The organism is Sulfurimonas lithotrophica (assembly GCF_009258225.1).
GTDB classification, from domain to species: Bacteria; Campylobacterota; Campylobacteria; order Campylobacterales; family Sulfurimonadaceae; genus Sulfurimonas; species Sulfurimonas lithotrophica.
The window spans coordinates 2,186,847-2,211,225 of record NZ_CP043617.1 but is presented as its reverse complement, the minus strand read 5'-3'; the positions used below and the strand labels follow the sequence as shown (position 1 = coordinate 2,211,225).

Annotated in this window: 20 protein-coding genes and 1 tRNA gene; 18 read left to right on the top strand and 3 right to left on the bottom strand. The window is 33.6% G+C overall.

All coding sequences use genetic code 11. The features are described 5' to 3' along the window. The first annotated feature begins 68 nt into the window (after positions 1 to 68). From FJR48_RS11015 to FJR48_RS11005, 3 genes are read left to right on the top strand one after another with little or no spacing between them, the layout of a single operon-like run. The gene (locus FJR48_RS11015; RefSeq protein ID WP_152308178.1) at positions 69 to 1,490 is read left to right on the top strand and encodes an aldehyde dehydrogenase family protein; all 1,422 of its coding nucleotides are present in this window, start codon (positions 69 to 71) and stop codon (positions 1,488 to 1,490) included. Between the two features lie 13 nt (positions 1,491 to 1,503). Next, entirely contained in the window at positions 1,504 to 2,463 is a 960-nt protein-coding gene (locus tag FJR48_RS11010) for an HD domain-containing phosphohydrolase (protein ID WP_152308177.1), read from the top strand. After that, the gene (locus tag FJR48_RS11005) at positions 2,463 to 2,903 is read left to right on the top strand and encodes a 2-thiouracil desulfurase family protein (protein WP_152308176.1); all 441 of its coding nucleotides are present in this window, start codon (positions 2,463 to 2,465) and stop codon (positions 2,901 to 2,903) included. The genes FJR48_RS11010 and FJR48_RS11005 overlap by 1 nt, the downstream gene beginning before the upstream one ends. A gap of 6 nt (positions 2,904 to 2,909) precedes the next feature. On the opposite strand, the gene FJR48_RS11000 is transcribed toward FJR48_RS11005, so the two are convergent. Then, complete coding sequence (locus FJR48_RS11000) at positions 2,910 to 3,143, bottom strand: hypothetical protein (RefSeq protein WP_152308175.1); 234 nt, start codon at positions 3,141 to 3,143, stop codon at positions 2,910 to 2,912. A gap of 169 nt (positions 3,144 to 3,312) precedes the next feature. On the opposite strand from FJR48_RS11000, the gene alaS reads away from it, so the two are divergent. Together alaS and FJR48_RS10990 are read left to right on the top strand one after the other, a co-directional pair. Then, a complete protein-coding gene (alaS, locus tag FJR48_RS10995) occupies positions 3,313 to 5,865 on the top strand; it encodes an alanine--tRNA ligase (RefSeq protein ID WP_152308174.1) in 2,553 nt (850 codons plus the stop codon). Beyond that, positions 5,866 to 6,348, top strand: a complete 483-nt coding sequence (locus FJR48_RS10990) for a hypothetical protein (protein WP_152308173.1) — start codon at positions 5,866 to 5,868, stop codon at positions 6,346 to 6,348. On the opposite strand, the gene FJR48_RS10985 is transcribed toward FJR48_RS10990, so the two are convergent. Continuing rightward, on the bottom strand, positions 6,345 to 9,794 hold the full coding sequence (locus FJR48_RS10985; protein WP_152308172.1) for an FIST N-terminal domain-containing protein: 3,450 nt from the start codon (positions 9,792 to 9,794) through the stop codon (positions 6,345 to 6,347). The genes FJR48_RS10990 and FJR48_RS10985 overlap by 4 nt on opposite strands. Positions 9,795 to 9,912: 118 nt before the next feature. Between FJR48_RS10985 and FJR48_RS10980 the strand changes: the two genes are divergently transcribed. From FJR48_RS10980 to FJR48_RS10965, 4 genes are all read left to right on the top strand, one after another. Further along, positions 9,913 to 10,269 carry a YchJ family protein gene (locus FJR48_RS10980; RefSeq protein WP_152308171.1) on the top strand — a complete coding sequence of 119 codons (357 nt, stop codon included), beginning with the start codon at positions 9,913 to 9,915 and terminating at the stop codon, positions 10,267 to 10,269. Beyond that, complete coding sequence (maf, locus tag FJR48_RS10975) at positions 10,257 to 10,802, top strand: septum formation inhibitor Maf (RefSeq protein ID WP_152308170.1); 546 nt, start codon at positions 10,257 to 10,259, stop codon at positions 10,800 to 10,802. Before FJR48_RS10980 ends, maf begins: the two co-directional genes overlap by 13 nt. Positions 10,803 to 11,026: 224 nt before the next feature. Beyond that, complete coding sequence (locus FJR48_RS10970; RefSeq protein WP_152308169.1) at positions 11,027 to 11,245, top strand: cold-shock protein; 219 nt, start codon at positions 11,027 to 11,029, stop codon at positions 11,243 to 11,245. A 65-nt stretch (positions 11,246 to 11,310) separates the two neighbouring features. Further along, positions 11,311 to 11,387 (top strand) — tRNA-Met (locus FJR48_RS10965). A 188-nt stretch (positions 11,388 to 11,575) separates the two neighbouring features. Here FJR48_RS10965 and FJR48_RS10960 read toward each other — a convergent pair. Further along, the gene (locus tag FJR48_RS10960) at positions 11,576 to 13,891 is read right to left on the bottom strand and encodes a diguanylate cyclase (protein ID WP_152308168.1); all 2,316 of its coding nucleotides are present in this window, start codon (positions 13,889 to 13,891) and stop codon (positions 11,576 to 11,578) included. A gap of 199 nt (positions 13,892 to 14,090) precedes the next feature. On the opposite strand from FJR48_RS10960, the gene FJR48_RS10955 reads away from it, so the two are divergent. From FJR48_RS10955 to FJR48_RS10915, 9 genes are read left to right on the top strand one after another with little or no spacing between them, the layout of a single operon-like run. Continuing rightward, a complete protein-coding gene (locus tag FJR48_RS10955) occupies positions 14,091 to 15,857 on the top strand; it encodes a sensor domain-containing diguanylate cyclase (RefSeq protein ID WP_152308167.1) in 1,767 nt (588 codons plus the stop codon). After that, entirely contained in the window at positions 15,857 to 16,951 is a 1,095-nt protein-coding gene (locus tag FJR48_RS10950; RefSeq protein WP_152308442.1) for an aminotransferase class I/II-fold pyridoxal phosphate-dependent enzyme, read from the top strand. The genes FJR48_RS10955 and FJR48_RS10950 overlap by 1 nt, the downstream gene beginning before the upstream one ends. Before the next feature lie 48 nt (positions 16,952 to 16,999). Further along, complete coding sequence (locus FJR48_RS10945; RefSeq protein WP_152308166.1) at positions 17,000 to 18,013, top strand: DNA adenine methylase; 1,014 nt, start codon at positions 17,000 to 17,002, stop codon at positions 18,011 to 18,013. Then, positions 18,010 to 18,774: a DpnI domain-containing protein gene (locus tag FJR48_RS10940; RefSeq protein ID WP_152308165.1), complete on the top strand. Its 765-nt coding sequence runs from the start codon at positions 18,010 to 18,012 to the stop codon at positions 18,772 to 18,774. Before FJR48_RS10945 ends, FJR48_RS10940 begins: the two co-directional genes overlap by 4 nt. Before the next feature lies 1 nt (position 18,775). Further along, a complete protein-coding gene (locus FJR48_RS10935) occupies positions 18,776 to 18,967 on the top strand; it encodes a DpnD/PcfM family protein (protein WP_152308164.1) in 192 nt (63 codons plus the stop codon). Then, positions 18,964 to 20,781 carry an AlwI family type II restriction endonuclease gene (locus FJR48_RS10930; protein ID WP_152308163.1) on the top strand — a complete coding sequence of 606 codons (1,818 nt, stop codon included), beginning with the start codon at positions 18,964 to 18,966 and terminating at the stop codon, positions 20,779 to 20,781. Before FJR48_RS10935 ends, FJR48_RS10930 begins: the two co-directional genes overlap by 4 nt. After that, positions 20,778 to 21,662 (top strand): DNA adenine methylase, encoded by an 885-nt coding sequence (locus tag FJR48_RS10925; RefSeq protein ID WP_152308162.1) that lies wholly within the window; start codon positions 20,778 to 20,780, stop codon positions 21,660 to 21,662. The genes FJR48_RS10930 and FJR48_RS10925 overlap by 4 nt, the downstream gene beginning before the upstream one ends. A 24-nt stretch (positions 21,663 to 21,686) precedes the next feature. Next, on the top strand, positions 21,687 to 22,376 hold the full coding sequence (locus FJR48_RS10920) for an ATP-binding cassette domain-containing protein (RefSeq protein ID WP_152308161.1): 690 nt from the start codon (positions 21,687 to 21,689) through the stop codon (positions 22,374 to 22,376). Further along, positions 22,373 to 24,379 carry a penicillin-binding protein 1A gene (locus tag FJR48_RS10915; protein ID WP_152308160.1) on the top strand — a complete coding sequence of 669 codons (2,007 nt, stop codon included), beginning with the start codon at positions 22,373 to 22,375 and terminating at the stop codon, positions 24,377 to 24,379. The genes FJR48_RS10920 and FJR48_RS10915 overlap by 4 nt, the downstream gene beginning before the upstream one ends.

Here is a 24,379-nt window from a genome sequence, read left to right as displayed (position 1 = left end):
CCTTTAAATTAAAAAAATATATTAAATGTTATAATCAATTTATATTATTATTGCTTTTAGGGGATATGATGAATAGTGCAAAGATTTTTTTTGGCTCAAACGAGGCTACAAAAGATGAGATAAGCCAAAGAAGAAGTCCATACAATAAAAGGGTTGTTTCTACCGCTCCGGTATGTGATGCAGATGATACAATCAAGGCCTTAAAAATAGCCCAGAAGGCAACAAAAGCTACCCGTGCATCTACACTAAGCCAAAGATGTAACTGGCTTTTAGATGTAGCAAATAATCTTGCTTTAAATAAAGAAGATATAGCTATGACCATAACTGATGAGGTCGGAAAACCTTTGGCATTTGCACGGGTTGAGGTTGATCGTGCTATAGAGACTTTAACATTAAGTGCAGAGACTATGCGTACAATGCATGGTGAGACGATAAACACGGATGCAATGGCAAGCGGTAAAAAAACTATGAGTTTTTTTCGACGTGAGCCTGTCGGTGTAGTAGCTGCTATTACACCGTTTAATTTTCCTCTAAATTTAGTTGCACATAAACTAGGTCCTGCTTTAGTTGCGGGAAATGCAGTTGTACTAAAACCGACACCCGAAGCTCCTTTGACTGCATACAAGTTTGCAAAACTTTTCATAAACAGCAGATATGCCATAAAAGATGCACTAAGTGTAGTTTACGGGGATGCAGAGGTTGGTTCTGCTTTAGTAACATCCGACATTCCCCGTGTTGTAAGTTTTACGGGAAGCGTACCCGTCGGGGAAATAATTACAAAATCTGCAGGGATTAAAAAAGTCGGACTTGAACTTGGCGGTAATGCCGCTACGTTTATAGACAAGTCGGCTGATTTAGACTTAGCAGCAAACAGATGTGCATTAGGTGCATTTATAAATTCGGGTCAAGTTTGTATCTCTCTTCAGCGTATCTATGTAGATGCAGATATTTATGATGAGTTTGCACAAAAGATGGCAGAAGAGACTAAAAAACTAAAAGTGGGAAGTCCATACGATGAAGAGACCTTTATGGGACCTCTTATTGATGATGATGCGTGTGAACGCGCAATGAGTTGGGTACAAAGTGCGATAGATGAAGGTGCTCGTGCCCTTTTAGAACCTAAAGTCGAAGATAGAACGTTTTATCCTTGTGTAATGGCAGATGTGCGTGATGATATGGCTATAGTATGTGAGGAAGTTTTTGCTCCGATTGTCTCACTTGTTAAGGTTAACGGTTTTGACGATGCACTTCCTCGTATGAACAACTCTCCATATGGATTACAGTTTTCGGTGTTTACGAACGATTTATCATTAACAAACCGTGCAATAGACGAACTTGATGCAGGCGGGGTTGTTATAAACGATATGCCGACGCTTAGGTTTGATATTCAGCCATACGGCGGTGTAAAACTAAGCGGAGTAGGACGGGAAGGTCCAAAGTTTGCCATTGAGGAGATGACAGAGATAAAAAGTGTCATAATCTGTCGATAAGTTAAGGATTGCTATGCTGATAAAAGTTAAAAAAGGGCAAAATATAGATAAATATCAGATTGCATTAGATACAATAAATAAAGATGTTATCTTGCCGTACGATATGTATATAGAACAAGACGATTCTACAATAGCCGTTAAAGCGGGTACATTAATAGATGATAAAATATATGATGTATTGCAGTCTCAAAAAGCTGTTTTTATTCCAAAAAAGTATGTAGATTTACGAAAAAACGAGTCTAAAAATTTAGAAACGTATATATCTTATGCCAAACACAATCCCGAGTATTGCATAAATTATTTATATAAAATGAATGATATCTTTTTTGATAATTTTTTAAAATCATCCGACAATCTCTTTGATTTTGAAGATGTGGAGTCTATGATAAAAGCGATTATTTTACTTATTAGACATAATAGAAATTTTGTAAAAGAAAATATAATACATTTTCAAAATGATAATATGCTTGCACACCATTCATTACACGTAGCTATCTATGCCGTAAACCTAGGTATATCACTTGAAATTCAAGACAAAAAACTTTTATCATTAGGGATGGCAGGATATCTACAAGATATAGGGATAAAAAAAGTAGATAATAATATTGTACTAAAAGACTCCAAATTATCGGCAGATGAGATAGAAGATATACATAAACACGCCATGTACAGCACGGAAATTATAAAACATAATCATATTCATAACCCCCATATCATAGAAGCAATTATGCACCACCATGAAAATTATGACGGTTCAGGATACCCAAATCATTTAAAAAAAGGTGAGATTAGTATATTCGCATCCATACTTTCTATTTGCGATGTTTTTGATGCACTAACTAGTACAAGACCATATCGAAAAGAGATGAGTAGCTTTGAAGCACTGACGTATATGATGAAAGATGAGCAGATGCGTAATCGTTTTAATCATCAATATATAAAAATATTTATAACTCTTTTAGTAAAAAAATAATGAAAAAAAAAGTAATAATATCTGCATGTTTGTTAGGTGAGTATTGCAGGTATGACGGTAAAACAAAAGCCGTAGATGCAGTTATAAACAAGTTTAAAGATTGTGAAATTATTCCGTTTTGTCCCGAAGCTCCTCTTTTTGGAACTCCAAGGGAGAGAATAAATGTTGTTTTAGTCGATAATAAAAATAGAATTATTACGGATGAAACAAATATAGACGTCACACAAAAACTAAAAGAAGAGATAGCTTCTTTTTTAGAAAAATATTTAGATGCAGACGAAGTTATTTTAAAATCAAAATCTCCTTCATGCGGTTTAGGGACTACGCCTATTTTAGATAAAGATAAAAATATATTAGAATATGGAAACGGTTTGGCGGCTGATATGTTTTTAAAACAGTTTCCCAAAAGTTTTATAAAAGATGAAAACGAATATATCTAAAAATTATTAAGAAACATATTCTAAACGTTGCAAGTTTACATACCAGTCATCACGATAGTAAGATCTCGAATTTGCTAAATATATTGTAAAACTATCATTTTTGCAACTGATTTTATTTATATATTCTTTAGGGATTTCAAGATTATTTTCACATATACTTTGGGCACATTCATCGTCTAAATTATCAAATATCTCCAGTTCTTCATTGTATGCATCTATAGTAAAAATTCTTTCTAACATATTGGGTTTTTCCTTAGTTTAGTTTCGGGATTGTATATATAAAATGTATCAGAATGATTACGTTTTTTCTTCATTTTGGTTACCAGTTAGAAAAAATTATGCATAATATAGGCTTTTTTGGATATAATCGCGTCAATTTTACAATGCGGTTATAGTTAGGAAATAATATATGGATATCAGAGAAGAGTTTTTAAAATTTTTTGAATCAAAAAATCATCAAAGAGTTGCATCCGCACCACTTGTTCCTGAAGATGCAACACTTTTGTTTAATAATGCGGGTATGGTACCGTTTAAGTCTATATTTACAGGGGAAGTTCCGACACCGTCTAATCCACGTGCTACATCGTGTCAAACATGTTTGAGAGCCGGGGGGAAGCATAATGACCTAGAAAACGTAGGTCATACTGCACGTCATCATACTTTTTTTGAAATGTTGGGTAATTTTAGTTTTGGGGATTATTTTAAAGAAGAAGTTATCGATTATTCATGGGAATTTATCACAGAAGTTTTAGAACTTCCCGTGGAGAAGCTATGGGTAACCGTGCATGAGAGTGACGATGAAGCAGAAAAGTTATGGCAAAAGCACGTACCGCTAGAGCGTATTATGCGTCTTGGGGATGAAGATAACTTTTGGTCTATGGGAGATACCGGACCTTGTGGACCTTGTTCTGAAATTTTTTATGACCAAGGTAAAGAGCATTTCAACGGCCCTGAGGATAAAATGGGCGGAGAAGGTGACAGATTTTTAGAAATTTGGAACCTTGTATTTATGCAATATGAAGTTAAAGAAAAAGGTGGAGAGCGTATTCCACTTGCAAAACCTTCTATCGATACGGGAATGGGACTAGAGCGTGTAGTAGCTATTAAAGAGGGAGCACTCTCAAACTACGGTTCATCTTTGTTTATGCCTATTATCCGTAAAGTTGAAGAACTTATAGGAAAAGAGTATGAGTATGAAAGCGGTGCGAGTTACCGTGTTATAGCCGATCATATCCGTACAGCAGTATTTTTGCTTTCTCAAGGCATCAACTTCTCAAACGAAGGGCGTGGTTATGTTTTAAGACGTATATTAAGACGTGCGGTTCGTCACGGTTATCTGCTTGGTTTTAGAAAACCGTTTATGTATAAACTTGTTGATACTTTAGTTAGTATTATGGGTAAGGAATATGCATATTTAAGTGAAAAATCAGATGCGGTTAAGGAGCAGATAGAACTTGAAGAAGCAAGATTTTTCAAAACTATTGAGAGCGGTATAGCTTTATTTGAAGATGAACTAGAAAATACAAAAGACGTATTTAGCGGTGAGGTTGCATTTAAACTTTACGATACATTCGGATTCCCTCTTGATTTGACTGAAGATATGTTAAAAAGCCATAACTTAAAGCTAGATGCAGATAAGTTTGACTCTCTTATGAATGAGCAAAGAACTCGTGCAAAAGCTGCTTGGAAAGGCAGTGGAGATGCAGATACTCACGGTGACTTTAAAGTATTGTTAGAAAATTTTGGCGAGAACACTTTTGTAGGTTATGAATTTACAAGCCATTCCGGTGAAGTTCAAGCACTTTTAGATGCGGATTTTAAAATAACAGGCTCATTAACCGAGGGTGAAAAAGGCTGGGTTCTTTTAGATATCACTCCTTTTTATGCTGAGAGCGGTGGACAAGTCGGAGATACTGGAGAGTTAGAAGGTTTTGCAAAAGTACTAGACACTAAAAAATTCTTCGGACTTAACTTATCTCAAATAGAGGTAACTAAAGAGTTAAAAGTTTCAACCGTTGTAGATAGCCATGTTGATATATCGCGTCAAGAGATTACAAAACACCATTCGGCTACTCACTTGCTTCATGCCGTACTTTTTGATGTACTGGGTGATCATATATCACAAGCGGGTTCATTAAACGAAGCAAATCGTTTACGTTTTGATTTCTCACACCCTAAAGCCTTGGAACATTCAGAACTTGCCGAGATAGAACAGCGTGTAAATGCTATTATCGCTCGCGGTATAGATGCAAAAACAGAAGTCATGGATATAGATCGTGCAAGAGAGAGCGGGGCTAAAGCTCAGTTTGGTGAGAAATACGGTGACGATGTGCGTGTTGTGAGTTTTGAAGATGCATCTATTGAGCTTTGCGGTGGTGTGCATGTTGGCAACACTGCATCTATAGGTAGTTTTATAATCACAAAAGAGAGTGGTGTAAGTGCCGGTGTCAGACGTATAGAGGCTGTTGTAGGGCGTGCTGCATATGAGCACTTTTGTGAGCAAAGAATGTTGCTTAAACAAGTAGAATCCGAAGTTAAAAATCTTGACGTAATTGCCGGTATAAACAGACTTAAATCAACTATTGAAGAGCTAAAAGTAGAAGTAAAAGAAGCTCAAGAGTCTGCTAAAGTTGAGATAACAGCTTCAGAGATAAACGGTGTAGCTGTTGTAGTTGAAGAGTATCCAAACGGCGACATCAAAGAAAAAATAGATGAGCTTAAAAATCAAAACGATAAACTTTGTGCAATGCTTTTCCAGGTAAAAGGCGATAAAGTTCTAATAGCTGCAGGTGTTAAAGATGCAAATGCTAAAGCGGGTGATTGGATTAAGCAGATTGCACCTATTTTAGGTGGTGGCGGCGGTGGTCGTCCTGACTTTGCACAAGCAGGTGGAAAAGACAAAACTAAACTTCCTGAAGCTAAAGAGGCTTCACTTAAGTTCATTACAGAGGCTCTTTCATAGATGTCTGATTTTTTTGCAGAGTACAAAGTTTTTATACTTTTTATTCATGTAATCAGCGGTGTAATCTGGGTTGGAGGTATGATAGCTATGCGTTATGCGGCCCATCCATCTTTTATGCAGATTGAATCACCTCTAAAAAGATTAGAACATATCTCGCTCGCACTGAAAAAACTTTTTGCGATAGTGCTTCCTTTTGTAGTACTACTGTTTATTACTGCATTTATAATGATAAAGGCATATTCGTTATCAAGCAGTGATTATGCGATTTTTGCACACGCAAAAGAGGCTATTTGGGCTGTTATGTTTATAAACCTTATAGTTATGATAAAAAGAAGAAACCGTGCTGAAAAAGCTATCAAAAACGGGGATATGGTTTTGGCAAAATCCCAACTTGGATTTATCGGCAAGTATCAAGTTCCGACAAATATTTTTTTAGGTCTTATTGCAATCTTTTTAGGTTCTTATCTCTCAAGCATTTTTTAATCTTTAGAGGTTTTTGCCTGTTCTAGACTTTTTTTAAAAAGTCTAAAAAATTTCTCGATTTTATTTAATTCTGCTTGGAAGTTTCTGTCTAATTCCGCTACTGCATCCTCTTCCATTGTTTTAGATATTTCGTTTATGTAGTTTAACCTCAGTGAACTAGATGCACCTTTTAGTTTGTGTGCAGCATTTTGTATAGTTTTAAAATCTGAGTTCTCTATAGCTTTTTTAATCTCTTCTACTATTTCCGAAGCTACTTCCAAAATAGAATCGTATAGCTTAAATATGACTTCATCACCCAGTGAAACAGCTTCTTTAGTTGTCTGAAAAAATTCATCAAAATTAAACCCGAACAATACACGTTCAAGCTCGCTTATGACCAATGGTTTTGATAGATAATCATCCATACCCGCATCCATAAAGCGTTTTTTATCACCCTCTATGACATTTGCAGTCAAGGCTACGATTTTTATATTTTTATTAAACTCTCTGATTATTTTTGTTGCATCCATCCCACCCATTGTAGGCATATTTATATCCATAAAAACAATATCATAAGTTTTGTTTTTAACTTTATTTATAGCTTCTTCTCCGTCATATGCCGTATCTACGGAGATTTTATACTCCTCTAAAATAGATTTCATCAAAATTATATTGACGTTTGAGTCATCTACGACTAAAACAGACATATCTTTGGCATCAGGTTTTGCATCGGTGTTTTTAGTTTCTGTTTGAGCTGTTTTGTTCTCTGTTTCATCAGAAGTTTCAAGATATAAGTCAAAGAAAAAAGTACTTCCTTTATCGAGCTCTGATTCAACTTTAAGCTCTGAGTCAAATATATCAACCAAATCTTTTGATATCGATAACCCTAGACCTGTTCCACCGTATTTTCTGGTAGTTGAAGTATCTTCTTGTTTGAAGGCTGAAAAGATTTTGCCTATATTTTCTTGTGCTATACCGATACCTGTGTCACTTACAGCTATTCTTACTTTTTGGGCGTGGGTTAAAGATTCCAATACATCTAAAGATATAGTAACACGGCCGCCTGCATCGGTAAACTTAATGGCATTGGAAACAAGGTTTGTAATAACTTGCTTTAGTCTTGTAGAATCAAAATAGACATTTTTACGTAAGTTTTTATCTATACTTTGAGTTAATTTTATCGCTTTTCTATCTGCGGTAAATTTTAAAAGATTGTATATATCCTCTATAATCTCTACTATATCTATAGGTATAATATCGAGTTCAATATTGTGACTTTGCAGTTTAGAAAAATCCAATATTGCGTTTATGATATTTAGGAGTGAGTTCGCAGAGTTATTGATAATTTCTGAATATTTTTTTTGGGTTTTATTTAGTTTTGTGTTTAATAAAAGGTCTGAAAAACCTATAATTCCATTCATAGGCGTACGTATCTCATGGGACATATTTGCCAAAAATCTAGACATTAGCTGTTCTGCAGATTCAGCCTGCATCCTTGCGTTTTCAACTTCCGTGATATCACTAAAAGAACTAACTATCAAAGTTTCATTATCGATTGTTATAACATCCGAACTTACGGAAAATGCTCTTTCTTTAGAGTCTTTTGTTTTAAATAGCATCTTATAAACCGTATCTTTGTTTTGACTGATAACTTCATACCATTTTTTACTATTTATCATCTCTTGAATATAACCTTCTCTTTTTAGGGCAAGTTCGCAAATACAGTTATGTTTAGATTTAAAGTCGTCTATATCTTTGAAATCAAAATATTTATAAAAAGTATCGTTGGTTTTATAGATAGCATCGTTTTTTATAACTATGATAATATTTTGTGATGTATTTAGAAGTATTTCCGAGAAGTCTTTCTCTTTTTGGTATGCTTTTTGTGTAAGAATAAGTTCAGTAATATCCTCTTTTATAGACATATATTCATAAGTTTTTCCATCTTCGTCGTGTATCGAAATAATGGTACTTTTTACATAATATGTTGAACCGTCTTTTGCCATATTAGCTATGTTTGCAGACCAAATATTGGTATTTTTGGCATTTTCTAATATATCCGTATATAGCTTTTTGGGGACGTCCGGATGCTTTATTATACTGTATGACTGTCCTACAAGTTCTTCATTTGAATATCCGCTTACTAAAGAGAACTTCTTATTGGCATAGGTAATATTTCCATCTAAATCAATTTTTGATATTATAAGGTTGCTGTCCATTGCTTTAAAGTATTCTTTTAAAATCTTTTCATTATGCTGTAACTCTTTTGAAATATAATCTATAAGATTAAAGGTAGCATCTTCGGTTAATGACTTTTGATGCGGTGTATTTGAAATTTTTACACTACTCATATTGTCTAAATCACTTCTCTCGGATAAAAAAACTATAGTTGTGGTTATGTTTAAAAAAGAGGGTTCTTTTGATCTATAAAATTCCCCGTAAGTAAAAAAACCCGAACTTGGCGAAAGCTGAGCTATTTTTCTAAACGTAGTCTCCATTGACTTACCCAAAAATTGTTTCCGTGCCGTACATGAGTATATAAACGATGCCTGAATATTGTTTTTGTTAAAATTCACGTTTTTAGAAAAATCGTATCTGTTTGCTAAAGCCGAACTTCCTATTCCAAACTGTACCTCTTCCCCCTCATGTAAATTACCCGCATAGACGATGGAATCATCAAGTTTAGAGATCATAGAACGTGCGATATAAGTATCTGCTTCTTTTTTTATAAGCGGAAATTCAATGGTTGAGTTTGGAATATTTTTTACAACTTCCAATCCTAAAACTTCTTCATACAGCTTTTCTATCGGTTTATTATTTATCTCATAAACCCTTGGTCCTTTTGATTTTGTTATTGTAAACTTCGGACCTACTGCACGCCAGCCAAGATTATAATCCTGATACACATCCAAATCATCTCCATACAGTGCAACGGCTACGGCACCGCCTTGAAAAACTTTATCCTGATGGATAGTATAAGTTTTTGTAAATCTTTGCATATCAGCTGCCATGCCGCCGGCTAAAACGGCTTCATCTATATTTTTTTTATTTAAGGCTTTTAGATATTCTTCGCCGTTATGTTTTATACCGTCACAAAAACTTATAATACATTTGCAAGGTTTTTTGTCAAAAAGCTCTTTTGATACTTGTTCTCCGAGTTCATATGAGTCTTTTTCTATTTTGTGGATAGATTTTATTGAGGTATTTTTAAAAATAGATATGGATAAAAAAAAGTTATCTTCACTCATCTGTGCATCTATAATCTCTCCTGATGTAGTTGAACCTATGATATGTGCGTTTGGAAGTTCTTTTAAAATTGATTTTAAATTGGACTCAATGATTGTTTCATCTAAAACAGAAGTAAAAATCTGAATTAATATTTTGTTACTTTTTAAATCTATGTTTTTTTCATTTAAGATTTTTACTAGTTTTTGGGCAGATATAAAGAGATGATTAATTTGAATCAATATTAGTTTCCCCCTAAACAAAAAGTGCTCATTTGTGTTTATTATAACCAAGAAATTATTATTTAGAATTTAATTTGTTATAGTGTATCATAAGCTTTTATAAATTTTAGGGATATGTATGAAAAAGATAGAAACTCCTTTGGAGTTGATGAAAAGCCGCTATGATGCCTTTGTCCGAAGGGATGGAGAGTATCTTGCAAGAACAACGACAAAAAAAATATCTTCAGACATGAGCGGTTATGAAAATATAGAGTGGTTAAAATTAGATATATTAGATGCAAAAGATGATGAAGTTGAGTTTAAAGCTTATTATAAAGATAATGATGTTTTAGGCGTTTTACATGAAAGAAGCAAGTTTGTAAAAGTAGATGGAGAATGGCTTTACGACAGCGGAGAACTTTTTAATACAAAAATACAGAGAAATGAGGCTTGTCCGTGCGGCAGCGGAAGGAAATATAAAAAATGTTGCGTTTAGCATCCGCCTCTGAGACGCGTGCAAAACTTTTAAAAGATGCAGGCATTGGTTTTATTCAAGAGTCTGTTGATTTTGATGAAGATTCCATAATTGCATCTAGCCCTAAAAATTTTGTATATCAGGCTACACACGGAAAGTACGAGGTAAATAGAAGAGAATTTGGTATAGAAGATTATCCGCTTTTGGTGGCAGATACGGTGGTTACAAGCCAAAATCAAATTTTACGCAAAGCCAGATGCGAAGACGATGCACGAAATATACTGATGACCCAAAGCGGAAATATTACTTCTATTATAACTTGTATGATTTATGAAGATGTTGGCAAAAAAATCATAGATATATCTTCAACCGATTATATATTTTACGAGTTTAACCTAGAAGATTTGGACAGATATATGGCTAGCGGAGACTGGCGAGGAAAAGCAGGAGCCTGTATGGTCGAGGGCTTTTGTAAAAAGTATATAAAAGAGGTAAGAGGTTATGAGTCAACGGCTATGGGCTTAAATACGGACTTATTAAAAGTTTTTATTTAAACTAATCCTCAGTGCCGTATGTTATGGACTAATACAAAAACTTGCTATTATATATTTATTCAGCTATACTTCTTTTATCGAATGATGATTTAGAGTTTCATCTAAGGCAAGATTTTTATTGCTTACTTACAGTTTACAGTATTAACCTCCCAACAGAAAAACACTCCACTTTATAATTTTGAGCATCTCAGAAATGATATGTATTAACAACAAAAGGAATTGCAATGGCAACTCAAATAAACGGAACCGTTAAATGGTTCAATTCAGATAAAGGTTTCGGTTTTATCGAACAAGAAAACGGTGGTAAAGATGTATTCGTACACTATCGTCAAATAAATAGTAACGGTTATGATCGTGTATCTCTTAATGACGGTCAAAAAGTTACTTTTGAAATAGGTCAAGGCGAAAAAGGTCCACAGGCTGAAAACGTAACGGCGCTTTAATAGCATCAAGGGACAGAGAAATCTCTGTCCAAATCTAGATATCTACAAATAATACTACGTCTTATCGCGGAATAGAGCAGTTCGGTAGCTCGTTGGGCTCATAACCCAAAGGCCGTTGGTTCAAATCCAACTTCCGCAACCAATAAAAAATAAAATATAAGGAGAAAATTTGCCAATAAATATAATAAATATTTCTCAAACATTCCGACTAAATGTATTGATAAGGCTTTTAAAGAATAAAGAAACATTTAATAGTGCTTGCTCAAAGTCCGGATTATCAATAAGTAATGCTCAACAACTTCTGAATGAAATAAGTTTATCAACAAAACTCTAAACGGTCTCGTCGTTAACGCATACTTTATTTCTTCCGTTCTCTTTTGCTTTGTATAAAAGTGCATCTGCTTCTCTATATAACTCATTTTCATTTTTAACCTCTTTTGCATCTTTGACAACTAACCCAAAGGATGCGGTTAAATACTGACTTGCACCGTTTTTCTTATGTTCAATTTTTAAATCTTCTATATTCTGTTTAATGCCTTTGATGAGTTTTGTTGCTTGTTCTTTTGATAAGCCTTTAAAGAGTATTGCAAACTCCTCTCCGCCTAGTCTAAAACAATAATCATCTGCTCTTGAGAGAGAGTCTTTGATGCATCTAGAAACATCCCGCAAGGCTTTGTCTCCCATAATATGCCCATATGTATCGTTATACGGTTTAAAGAAATCGATATCCATTAATGCAAAACAAATATTATGATTATCGCGTTTTGCACTGTTTAGCAGTTTTGTAAATATAATATTAAAATATCTTCTGTTATAAAGGGTGGTCAACTCATCCGTTATAGAGAGTTCTTGGAGTTTTCTCTCCGTTTCTTTACGGCTTCTTATTTCAAGGTTTAATTTTCTGTTTATTCTTAATATAAATAACAAAACAATAATAAAAACAAAAGAGATGCCAAGTGCCCACTTTAATATCGGTTTATAATCCATCTCTTGTTCATATTTAACCGATATCCATTTGTTAAGAATTTCTTGATGTTTTTTTAAAGATATCTGCTTTATCGCTTTGTCAAATATACTCTTTAATATAGGTTCGTCGTTTCTCGTACCAATACCAAGTTCCCATTTTTCATCAAATTTGCCTGCTATTTTTAGCTCCCCGATATAATTTTTTTGAATATGGTAACCCGTAGTTGCCAATGTCCCTATAAAACCAAAAAGTTCTTTGTTTCTAACTTTTTCAAGCCCGTCTTTAAGATTTTTTAATTTGACTAAGTTCATTTTAGGGTATTTTTCTCTTAGTATTTCACCGTATGCATAACCGTCAACGACACCTATTTTTTTATTCGTAACGGATGAGATGTCGTTTATAAAAAACTCATCAATGTTTGTTACTATTACTAATGGTATTTTTAAATACGGCGTAGAAAAATCTAAGTACTTTAGTCTCTCTTTCGTAGGCATTACAAGGGAAAAAATATCACATTTTCTCTCTTTACCGAATTTTAAAGAATCCTGCCAGGTTTTTGTTTGAACCACCTCTATAGGGATACCTATCTCTTTTTCCAAGATTTGTTTATATTCGGCAGTCATACCGATGTGTTTTCCTCTATCGTTTTTCTCAAAAGGCATCCAGTCCGGGTCTATACACATCTTGATTACTTTTTTCTTTTTTAGGTAATCATTTTCTTTAGAGTTTAAAATAGTGTTTTTGTCTATTTTTTTATTAAAAGAATCAAAAATATAATCATCCACGTCAATCTCATTTTCTATTAAGCCATGGTCTTTATAAAGTTCAAGCGTGTATCTAATGCGACCTTTGTCAAGTGTTCCGATGGGAATTGATTTGCGTTGGATTATCTCTTCTAGGGCATCTGCTTCATATCTTAAGTGCTTTATAGATTTGTTTTTTGCATACTTGGATTTGATGATTTTAATCATCTCATCTTTGTGCTCCAATGCATAATACCAACCTTTTATTGTTGCTTCTTTAAATTTTTTTACTCTTTCGGGATGTTTTGTTGCTTCATCTTTGTTTGTAAAAAGCATATCCCCGTATAAATCTAAACCGTAATTTGCGGGGTTAATGATATTTATATCCATCCCTTTTTCTTTAAAATAAAAAGGTTCATTACTGAGGTATCCCGTATAAGCATCTACTTCGTGTTTCATCAGTGCTTCATAACTTTTTTTATCTTTGGTTCTATCTAAATACGGTTTTACACCTAGGTGTTCAAACATAGCTAATATTCCAAAGCCGTCGGTATCTTTTTTATAAAATAGCAATTTTTTATTATTTAGTTTATACGGAGAGTCGATATCGCTGCTTTTTAGAGTCAATATGACATTTGGAGTATGTTGAAATATCGGTGTAACTATAACTAAGGGTTCTTTTTTAGATCTGTATAAAAATAGTATAGAGTCTGCTATGCCGTACTGGGCTTCACCGTTTATAACTTGTTCTATATTATTTTTACTTCTGTCTCTCTCCCGTATCTCGACATCAAGTCCAAGCTCGTTGTAAAAACCTTTTTCCTTTGCAGCATAATATCCCGCAAACTGAAACTGATGTAGCCATTTTAGTTGTAAAACGATTTTCTCGCCTGCATACAAAGATGTAATAAAAAGTAAAAAAATTAATAGTTTCATAATATATGCCAAATCCCCAATTAATTACATTGTACACAAAAACTGTTAAGTCAACGGTTAAATTTTAATATTTTAACAGGAAATAATTAGTTCTAAAACGTTTTATATAAGATAAATGTATATGTTGATACAATAAGTTATATAGAGGGGGTGTTCCATTAAAATCGAAAAAGTGTATCTAACTATTATCGGTGTTATTATGTTACTGTTATACGGTGGGTGGGTATATGTTGATTTTGTAAATACAAAAAAATACGAACTAAAAAATCAAAGGTACGACACCCAAGCAAAACTTATGCAAAAAAGAGTATCCGAAATGATACTCTCCAAGCAAAAAGCCACGGTAGCGATAGCCATAGCGTTGGCAGGTGATGGATTTTTGGCGCAAAATATAAAAAGTAAAAATATATCAGACAAGTATTATAAAAATTTAAGTGCTAAATTTAGGAAAAATACACTGTATAAAAATATTTGGATTCAAATTATAGATAAAAACTTAAACTCCTTGTATAGAAGCTGGACGGATAAAAAAGGGGATAATCTTAGAGATATAAGAAAAGATATCGCAGATGCCATAAATAAAAAGGAAGTTATATACTCTATTAGTGTCGGTAAGTTCGATTTGTCTATAAAAGCTATAGTGCCGATTTTTGAAGATAAAGAGATAGTAGGTGCTTTAGAAGTTATATCGCATTTTAATTCTATAGAAAAACAGATGAAAAAATTTGATGTGGATTCTATGGTAGTTTTGGATAAAAAATATACCAAACAGCTAAAATATCCTTATACAAATATATTTGTAGATGAGTATTATATAGCAAATTTCGATGCACCGCTTTATATGCAAAAGTATTTAAAAAATACCGACATTAAAGAGTTTTACTCTCAGACATATAAAATAATCCAAAATAATTTGGTTACGACTTATAAGCTTGAATCTATAGATAAAGAACTAATAGGTTACTATATTATGTCTAAAAATATAAAAAATATACCTACGGTGGACTTGGATTTTTTTGTATTTAAATGGATTGCACTTGGACTTATAGGCATTATGGTGGTTGCAGGGATTATAAATATAAGTTTGTTTTACCTTATGAGAAAACAAAAGGTTTATTATAAAAGTATAATCGATTCTTCAAGAAATATAGTGATGGTAAACGACGGCAAATATATAGTTGATGCAAATAAGATGTTTTTTACTTATTTTAATAAGTACAATTCCTTAGAGGAATTTAGACAAGAACATGAATGTGTATGCGATTTTTTTATTGAAGAAGGCGAGTATATAGGTAAAACCGTAAAAGGTTTGACATGGATAGATTATATAGTTAAAAATCAAAAATCCATAAATAAAGTTAAGATAAAATATGCAGATGAAACTTACTACTTTATGTTAAATGCCGTACTCATTTCAAAAGAAGACAACTACTACAGTGTAGTGTTTTCAGATATTACAAATGAAGAACATTATAAACATCAACTTGAAAACTGGAGTATAACGGATATGCTTACGGGCATCGGAAACCGTAGATACTTTCACACAAAGATAAATGATGAAATATATAACTGCATGAGGTATAAACATCCATTATCTATTGTTATGTTTGATATCGATTATTTTAAGCGTATAAATGACAAGTACGGTCATAAAGTGGGGGACGATGTGCTTATTGAATATACCAGATTTATATCGTCTATGTTAAGGGAGAGTGATATTTTTTGCAGAATCGGCGGTGAAGAGTTTGTTATACTGTTACCGTATTCGGCTAAGAGTGATGCTCAAAAGATAGCTGAAAAATTAAGAATAGGTGTAGAAGAGCATAAAGAGGTTGTTCCTATAACTGTAAGTTTTGGAGTTAGTCAGTATATTGAAAATGAAGATGTTGACAGCATACTTAAAAGAGTAGATGACGCTTTATATGAAGCAAAAAACGGTGGACGAAATATGGTAGTTGTTAAATGATGTACTATGAAAATGAACTAAAAGCTTTAAAAAAATCACTCAGATACAGAGAGAGAAAAGTTGTAGATGCCGCGTTAAAAGACTTTGCATCTAATGACTACTTAGGGCTTGCACATAACAAAGAGCTTCATAAAGCAACCTCTCAAGAGCTGGAAAAACTGCCTTCACATTCTGCTAAAGCATCTTTACTTGTAAACGGTTACCATCAAGTGCATAAAGATTTCGAAGTAGCACTTTGCGAAGCAAACAACTTTGAAGATGCGGTAGTTGTTGGAAGCGGATTTAACGCAAATATAGCGATGATAGAAGCGCTTTGTCGTAAAGGCGATATGCTGTTTATGGATGAGCTTTACCATGCATCAGGTGTGCTGGCTACACAGCTTGAACATGTAAGTGTAGTCTTTTTTAAACATAACGATATGCAAGATTTACAAAGACTCTTACGTGAGCACTCAGATGCAAAAAGAAAGATAATAGCTGTTGAGGGCATCTACTCTATGGATGGGGATTTGTGCGATAGGGAAGTTTTTGAGATAGCAGATGCACAAGACGCCATACTTATAGTAGATGAAGCTCACAGCAGCGGAGTTGTGGGGGAGAGACTTATGGGTGTGTTTGATTTGTACAAAATCACTCCAAAACCAAATCATATAAAGATGGGTACACTTGGAAAAGCATATGGTGGATTCGGTGCATATATACTCGCATCTGCTCACATTATAGATTATCTTATAAACCGTGCAAAACCTATAATCTACGCGACGGCACTCTCCCTTTATGATACTCTCTTAGCGCATAAATCTCTTGAATATATCAGAGAAAACAGAGAGATCTTACTTGGCGAGATAAACCTTCGTAAGATGATAATACAGCGTGAACTTGGCATCAGCGTAGATGGTTTAATAGTGCCGATAATCATAAACGACAATAAAAAAGTGATGGATATAAAAGAGCTTATGCAAAAAGAGGATTATGCAATAGGAGCTATACGCCAACCGACCGTCCCAAAAGCGATAGTACGTCTTATAGCAAGACTGGGCGAGAGTGAGAGCGACTTAATCTCTCTGTGTAAAAAATTGGCTAAAATTATCTAAAAAAATTGCAAATTGCAATATATTTAAAAAAAAATAGGATGATTTGGTTTGTATAAAATTTCACAACGCAGATACTTAGGAAATAAAAATAGCATTTTGCCTTTTATAGATGAGATAATCCAAAGCGAAGTTGGGGAGTTTGACTCTTTGTGCGATATATTCTCAGGTACCGGGGTTGTAGGTGAATACTTTAACGCTAAAGACAAGAAAATCATCTCAAACGATCTGCTTTACCAAAACTTCATCTCACTAAACGCTTTTTTAAACGATGAAGATTATGATGAAAAAAAGGTACTAAACTACATAGCTGAATTTAATGCATCTACTCCTACAAAAGCAAACTACTTTTCTAAAAATTTTGGTGGGCGTTACTTTTCTGATGAGGTGGCAAAAAAGATAGGTTTTATTCGTCAAGAGATTAAAAAACTATATATATCCGATGCAATAAATCTCAAAGAAAAACATATACTTATCACTTCTCTAAACTATGCAATAGACCGCATCGCAAATACCGTAGGACACTACGATGCATACATAAAAAAAGAGATACGTGAACAGAGTTTTGAGATGAAGATGCTAGATATAGACAATGAAAAAAATGCTCTAAACGAAGTTCACAACACAGATGCGAATATGCTTATACGCGATATAGAATGTGATGTCTTGTATATGGATCCGCCGTATAATTCCAGACAATACTGTGACGCTTACCACCTGCTTGAAAATCTATCTCTTTGGCAAAAGCCGGAGGTGTTTGGAGTAGCCAAAAAGTTTGACAGAAGCAAGATAAAAAGCGAATATTCAAAACGTAGTGCGGCAGAGAGTTTTGATGACTTGGTAGTCAATGCAAAATGTAAATATATGCTCCTCTCATATAACAACATGGCAAAACGCGGAAACGATAGAAGCAATGCTAAAATAAGTGACGAGGATATTATAAAATCTATGTCAAAGCGTGGCGAAGTTAAGGTTTATGAGAAAGATTACAAAGCATTTACAACGGGCAAGAGTGAACACGCCGACAATAAAGAGAGGGTGTTTTTTGTGAAGGTTATTAAATGAATTTAAATTTATATTCTGCTTTAAGCGATGGATATAAAAACAATTCACAAAAGATAAGGGTATTGACTGAAAACTGGGTAAATGAAAATATATATTGTCCTAAATGTGGAGATAATGTAAGCGAATATAAAAATAATAAACCTGTGGCAGATTTCTTTTGTTTAAAATGCAGTGAGGATTATGAATTAAAAAGTAAAAAAGGTAATTCACTCGGTAAGATTGTTGCCGATGGGGCATATGATACTATGATTGAGAGAATTACTAGTGATAGTAGTCCAAATTTTTTCTTTTTAAATTATGAAAAGGATACACATAAAATAATAAATTTCGTAGCAACACCGGGTTATATGTTTGTTCCGGAAATGATTATAAAAAGAAAAAAAGGCATACCGAATAGACCTAACTATTTTATGTGTAATATTGATATATCCAGTATTCCAAATAGCGGTAAAATATCTTATATCGAAAATGGTGAAATACAAAGTAAAGATAAAGTATTAGAAGAGTGGAATAAAACTAATTTTTTAAGACAATCATCTGACATCCAGTCAAAAAGTTGGATAATTGATATAATCATGTGTATTGAAAAAATTAATGAGAATAGTTTTACACTTAATGATATGTACAAATTTGAAAAATATTTAAAAATAAGACATCCAAAAAATAATAATATTCAAGCAAAAATAAGACAACAACTTCAATTGCTTAGAGATAGAGATTATCTTGAGTTTGTAAGTCGAGGAAAATATAGGTTAAAATAATATGAAGTATGAAATAAATATAACAGAAGTTTTGTCAAAAACAATTACTGTTGAAGCTAGTTCAGAAGAAGAGGCTGTTAATATAGTTTCAGATATGTATAACAATGAAGATATAGTTTTAGATTATTCTGATTTCAATGGAGATGTTATTATTGAAAATAAAAAAAATATTTCTGATGAGAGAAAAAATTGAAAAAAGTCTGGTCTATATCAACTACTCTTAGAAACCCTGAAAGGTTAAGAAACTTTCTAATTACTCTAAAAGAGATGCAGGGTTGTATCTGGAATAAAGATGCACAGTTAGAGTTTCAAATAAGACTTATTAAAAACAGATACTACGGATATGGAAATACCCAGTTTTATAACGGACTATCGTCAGAACATATAGACTTGCTTGAAGATATAAACAAAAAAATCTCAATGGAAGATGCAAAAGATATATTTGAGTCAAAAAACTATGTCGGTGCTTCTATGCGAGGCAGAAACTCGTATAAAACACTTGAAAAGATGGGGTTAGCGACTATAAAAGATAGAAAGATAAAAATAACCTCTTTGGGTGAGTATCTTTTAAGCGACAATTATGACTTAGGGGAGCTTTTTTTTAGAAGTTTTTTAAAATGGCAGTATCCAAATCCCGTAGATAGAGAGTTCTCCGATAATACAATATATGATTTAAAACCTTTTATATTAACCTTGCATCTTATTAAAAGAGTAAATGAGTTATGCAGTGAAAAAGGGCTAAAAGAAAAAGGGATTTCAAGGGTTGAGTTTGAGATATTTGCTCAGACACTGACACACTATAAAGAACTTGATTCACAGGCAGAGCAGCTATTAGAGTTTAGGCAAAGAACAGAAAGTATAAAAGAGTATAAATTAAAAAAAGAGTTTATAGAAGCCTTTAAAGAGCAATTTTTATATGACTTTGTAAATATAGAAAATCTAAGTGATTATGCAGATAATACCATAAGGTATTTTCGTTTGACACGTCTTATTTATATTCGCGGCGGTGGATACTATATAGACTTGGAACCAAGAAGAAAAGTTGAGATAGAAACACTTTTAAAAACATATGATGGAAGTGCAGAAAAATTTACAAAAGATGAATATATAGATTATATATCGAATATAAATTTACCGCAACTACCTTGGGAAAATGCAAAAAATCTAAATGAAATATATAATGATTTGGTTAGAGATATTGATAAAATATTTAGAGAGAATAACTTATCTAAAAAAAGCCATACACTGTTTTTGGCATCTGTTAAATTAAGAGAACCAAGTTTAACTTTGAAACAATTTGAAGAACAAGAGATAAATAGATTAAGAGAGTACAGAAAGTTACTTTTAAAACAGGTTTTAAAAATTCAACTGCAAGATATATCTAAAATTGATGAGACAATAGATTCATTAAAAAATATCAGGACTTTAGATTTAAAACCAAGCATAGCGTTAGAGAAGTATATAACTATGGCTTTAAATATAATCAACGATGCAAAAGAGATAAAGCCGAATTCGTTGCTTGGTGACGATGGCGATTTTATATTTACAGCCCCTGCAAATAAGCCAGATATTGAGTGTTATTATGAATCTTTTAATAGCATCTGTGAGGTTACGATGCTAACGGGACGTGACCAGTGGCATAATGAAGGTCAGCCTGTTATGAGACACTTTAGGGATTTTGAAGATAAGTCATCTAAAGAGAACTATTGTATATTTGTAGCACCTCAGATGCACAGAGATACAATAAATACTTTTTGGTTTTCACTTAAGTATGAGTATGAAGGAAAAAAGCAAAAAATAATCCCTTTGACGATAACCCAAATCATAGATATTTTAGAGTATATAAAACTTTTAAAAGAAGACAACAAAGGTTTTGTTCATATAAGATTTCAGAGTTTTTTAGAAAGTGTAGTAGAGTTAAAAGATGATGAAAATATAAATAGTTCTGATGAGTGGTTAAGGGCTATTCCAAATATTGTAAAAAACTTTACGGATGGGAAGTTATGAATTTTTTAAAATCTCCCCTAAACTACACAGGCGGAAAGCACAAGCTTTTAAAACAGATAACCCCGCTTTTCCCAGATAAAATTGATACTTTTGTGGATCTGTTTGCAGGCGGATGCAACGTAGCTGTAAATGTAGATGCAAAAAGAATAATCGCAAACGATATAAATACGGATATTATAAATCTGTATGAGTTTTTTAAAGCATCAGATGCAAACAAGCTGGTAGAGCAGATAGATGCTATTATAGATTCTTACGGACTCTCAAACACTTCAAAATACGGTTACGATAAGTACAAAACAAACTCATCTAAAGGTGTCGGGGCTTATAACAAAAAAGCGTATGAGAAACTAAGAAACGATTACAACAAAAACAAAACTCCTCTTATGTTCTATACGACTTTGGTTTTTGCATTTAACAACCAAATCCGTTTTAACTCCAAGGGCGAGTTTAATACACCCGTAAACAAAAGAGATTTTAATAAAAACATGAGAAAGAACTTAGAACTTTTTATAGATAGGTTAAATAATCTAAACATCTCTTTTAGCAGTAAAGATTTTAAAGATATATCTGTCTCAAAAGACTCATTTGTATATATAGACCCGCCGTATCTTGCAACTTTGGCGGCTTACAATGAAAACGGCGGTTGGGGTGAAGCTAAAGAACAAGAACTTTTAGACTACATGGATGCTTTAGATGCAAAAGGCGTGAAGTTTGCACTCTCAAACGTATTTGAAAATAAGGGCAAAACAAATGAGCTTTTACTAAAGTGGAGCAAAAAATATAAGGTAAATCATCTAACTTATACTTATCATAACTGTAATTATCAGGCAAAAAATAAAGAAGCAGACTCTACAAAAGAGATTCTGATAACCAACTATTAGGTCAAATAAGATAAAATATCTCTAATGAAAATCAACAAACTCAAAATAGATTTAAACGATAAAACTTTAGTAGATATTGGATTTGAAATTAAATCATCATTGGCATTGGTAGGTCAGAGTGGTAGCGGAAAGTCTTTAAGTATTAAAGCACTTCTAAATATGCTTCCAAACACAATGACAAAAGAGCTTAGTATAGATGCAGACTTTGAATTAGTAGCAGGTAAGACACTCGGGTTTGTTCCGCAAAATCCTTTTACGGCACTCTCTCCGCTTACAAAAATAAAAAAGCAGTTTTTTACCTCACAGGAGAGAGTTGATGAGTTGTTTGAACACGTAGGTTTAGATGCATCTTTACAAGAGAGGTTTCCCCCTGAGTTATCGGGTGGACAACTCCAACGCGTGGTTATAGCTATGGCGTTAGAGGGCGATCCTAAACTCTTGATGTTGGATGAACCCACAACCGCACTTGACCCAAATACTAGAATTTTAATTTTAGATCTACTCAAAGAGCTTCAAAAAGAGTATGAATTTAAAATATTATTCGTAACACATGATATGAACTCGGCAAAGAGTTTATGTGAGGATATATGCGTTATAAAAGACGGAAGTATGGTTGAATATGGTAAAATGCAAGATATTTTACAATCACCAAAAGAAAAATATACACAAACTTTAATCGAAGCAAATTTTGCAAACAGGGACTTTAGGAAATGAGAAACATTAGTTTCAAAAATATAATATATACTATACTGATACTGGGATTTTTAACTCCGTTTTTGGTACTTGGATACTTTTTACAAGTCTCTACCTATGATATATCATCTTTAATAAACTATAACCCTAAGCAAACAACAATAATATACGACAAAGACGGAAATAAAATAGCAAACCTTTTTGATAAAAAGCATAGATACTATGCACCCTTTGAAGAGATACCGCCTCATGTCGTAGAAGCTCTTGTAGCTATAGAAGATACATCTTTCTTTGAGCATCCGGGCATAAATATAGATGCTATTTTTCGTGCAGCCATAAAGGTTTTAAAAGCAGGTCGTGCGGTTGAGGGTGCAAGTACGATAACACAACAACTTGTAAAAAACGTACTGCTTACACGTGAGAAAAAACTCTCCCGTAAAATTAAAGAAGCTATTTACTCGCTAAAGCTTGAACGTCATCTGACAAAAGAGCAGATTTTAGAGAGATATCTAAACGAGATTTATTTCGGTCACGGTTATTACGGAATCAAAACAGCGGCGGATGGCTACTTTCATAAGCGTTTAGAAGATTTAACACTAAAAGAGATAGCCGTATTGGTAGGGTTACCAAAAGCACCTAGTACATATGCACCGACTAAAAATTATGAAATATCTATGGGCAGAGCTAACCGCGTACTAAAACGTATGAAGGTCTTAGGCTGGATTGATGAAGTGACCTACCAAGAAGAGATAGCTAGAAATCCGGAAGTTTATGATGATACCCTGACTCAGAATCAAGCACCTTTTATTGTTGATGAAGTTGTCCGCAGAATGTTAAAAGAAGGTATGGAAGATATCAAAAGCGGTGGTTATAAAGTTTATACTACCGTAGATTTAAGACTTCAAGAAGTTGCCCGTGAAGCTGTTAAAAAAGCTTATGAGATGTCTTTGGAGAGAATAGAAGAATATAAAATCAAAGATCAGGAGATTCTTGCAAAAGACCCTACTTGGGAAGTAGCACCCGAGACAAATACTACACTTCTAAACGGTGCACTTGTTTCACTTGAAGCAAAAACAGGAAATATACTCGCGATGGTCGGAAGTACCGATTATGAAAAAAGTTCATATAATCGTGCCACGCAGGGAAGACGTCAGCCGGGGTCTGCCTTTAAGCCTTTTATATATCAAGTGGGTATAGATTTAGGGTATTCGGGTGCTACTAAACTTGTAGATGTTTCGCGTACATACAAGTATGAAAAAGACGGCGAAGAGTTAATGTGGAAGCCGAAAAACTATGAGAAAAACTATAAAGGTTTAATATCTCTTCGCGAAGCACTTGTACACTCAAGAAACCTTGCTACGATCAACCTTGTAAACGAGATAGGATTAAACCAGCTTTTAACACAGCTTGATAAGTTTGGTATAGAGAATCTTCCTAGGGATTTATCAGTCTCTCTTGGTACAATCTCTTTATCTCCGCTTCAACTTGCAAAATACTATTCTTCTTTTGCAAATGACGGCATACAGATAGAACCTAGTCTAATTTCGTCTATAGAAAAAAACGGTGATGTCGTATATGAGCGTCAAGAGATAACAAGGTTTATAACCGAGCCTACGCAAGCATTTATAATGACGTCTATTTTGCGTGATGTTGTTAACCGTGGTACGGGTCGCCGTGCAAAAGCTTGGGGGATTGAACTTGCAGGAAAAACAGGTACTACAAATAATAATGTAGATGGTTGGTTTGCAGGATATTCCCCGACGATTCAAACCATAGTATGGTTTGGAAATGACGACAATTCTCCGATGCATAGATGGGAAACTGGTGGTAAAATAGCAGGACCTGCATTTAAAATGTACTATGATTCACTTTTAAAACTGTATCCTCAAATAAAAAGAAAATTTGACGTACCTGATGGAATAGTAGAAGTAAAAGTCGGAAAAAGAAAAGAATACTTTAGCGATATTTCTAAACCGCCAAGAGTAGAACAAGAAGTTAAAGCTACAGAGGAACTGTTGTTTTAA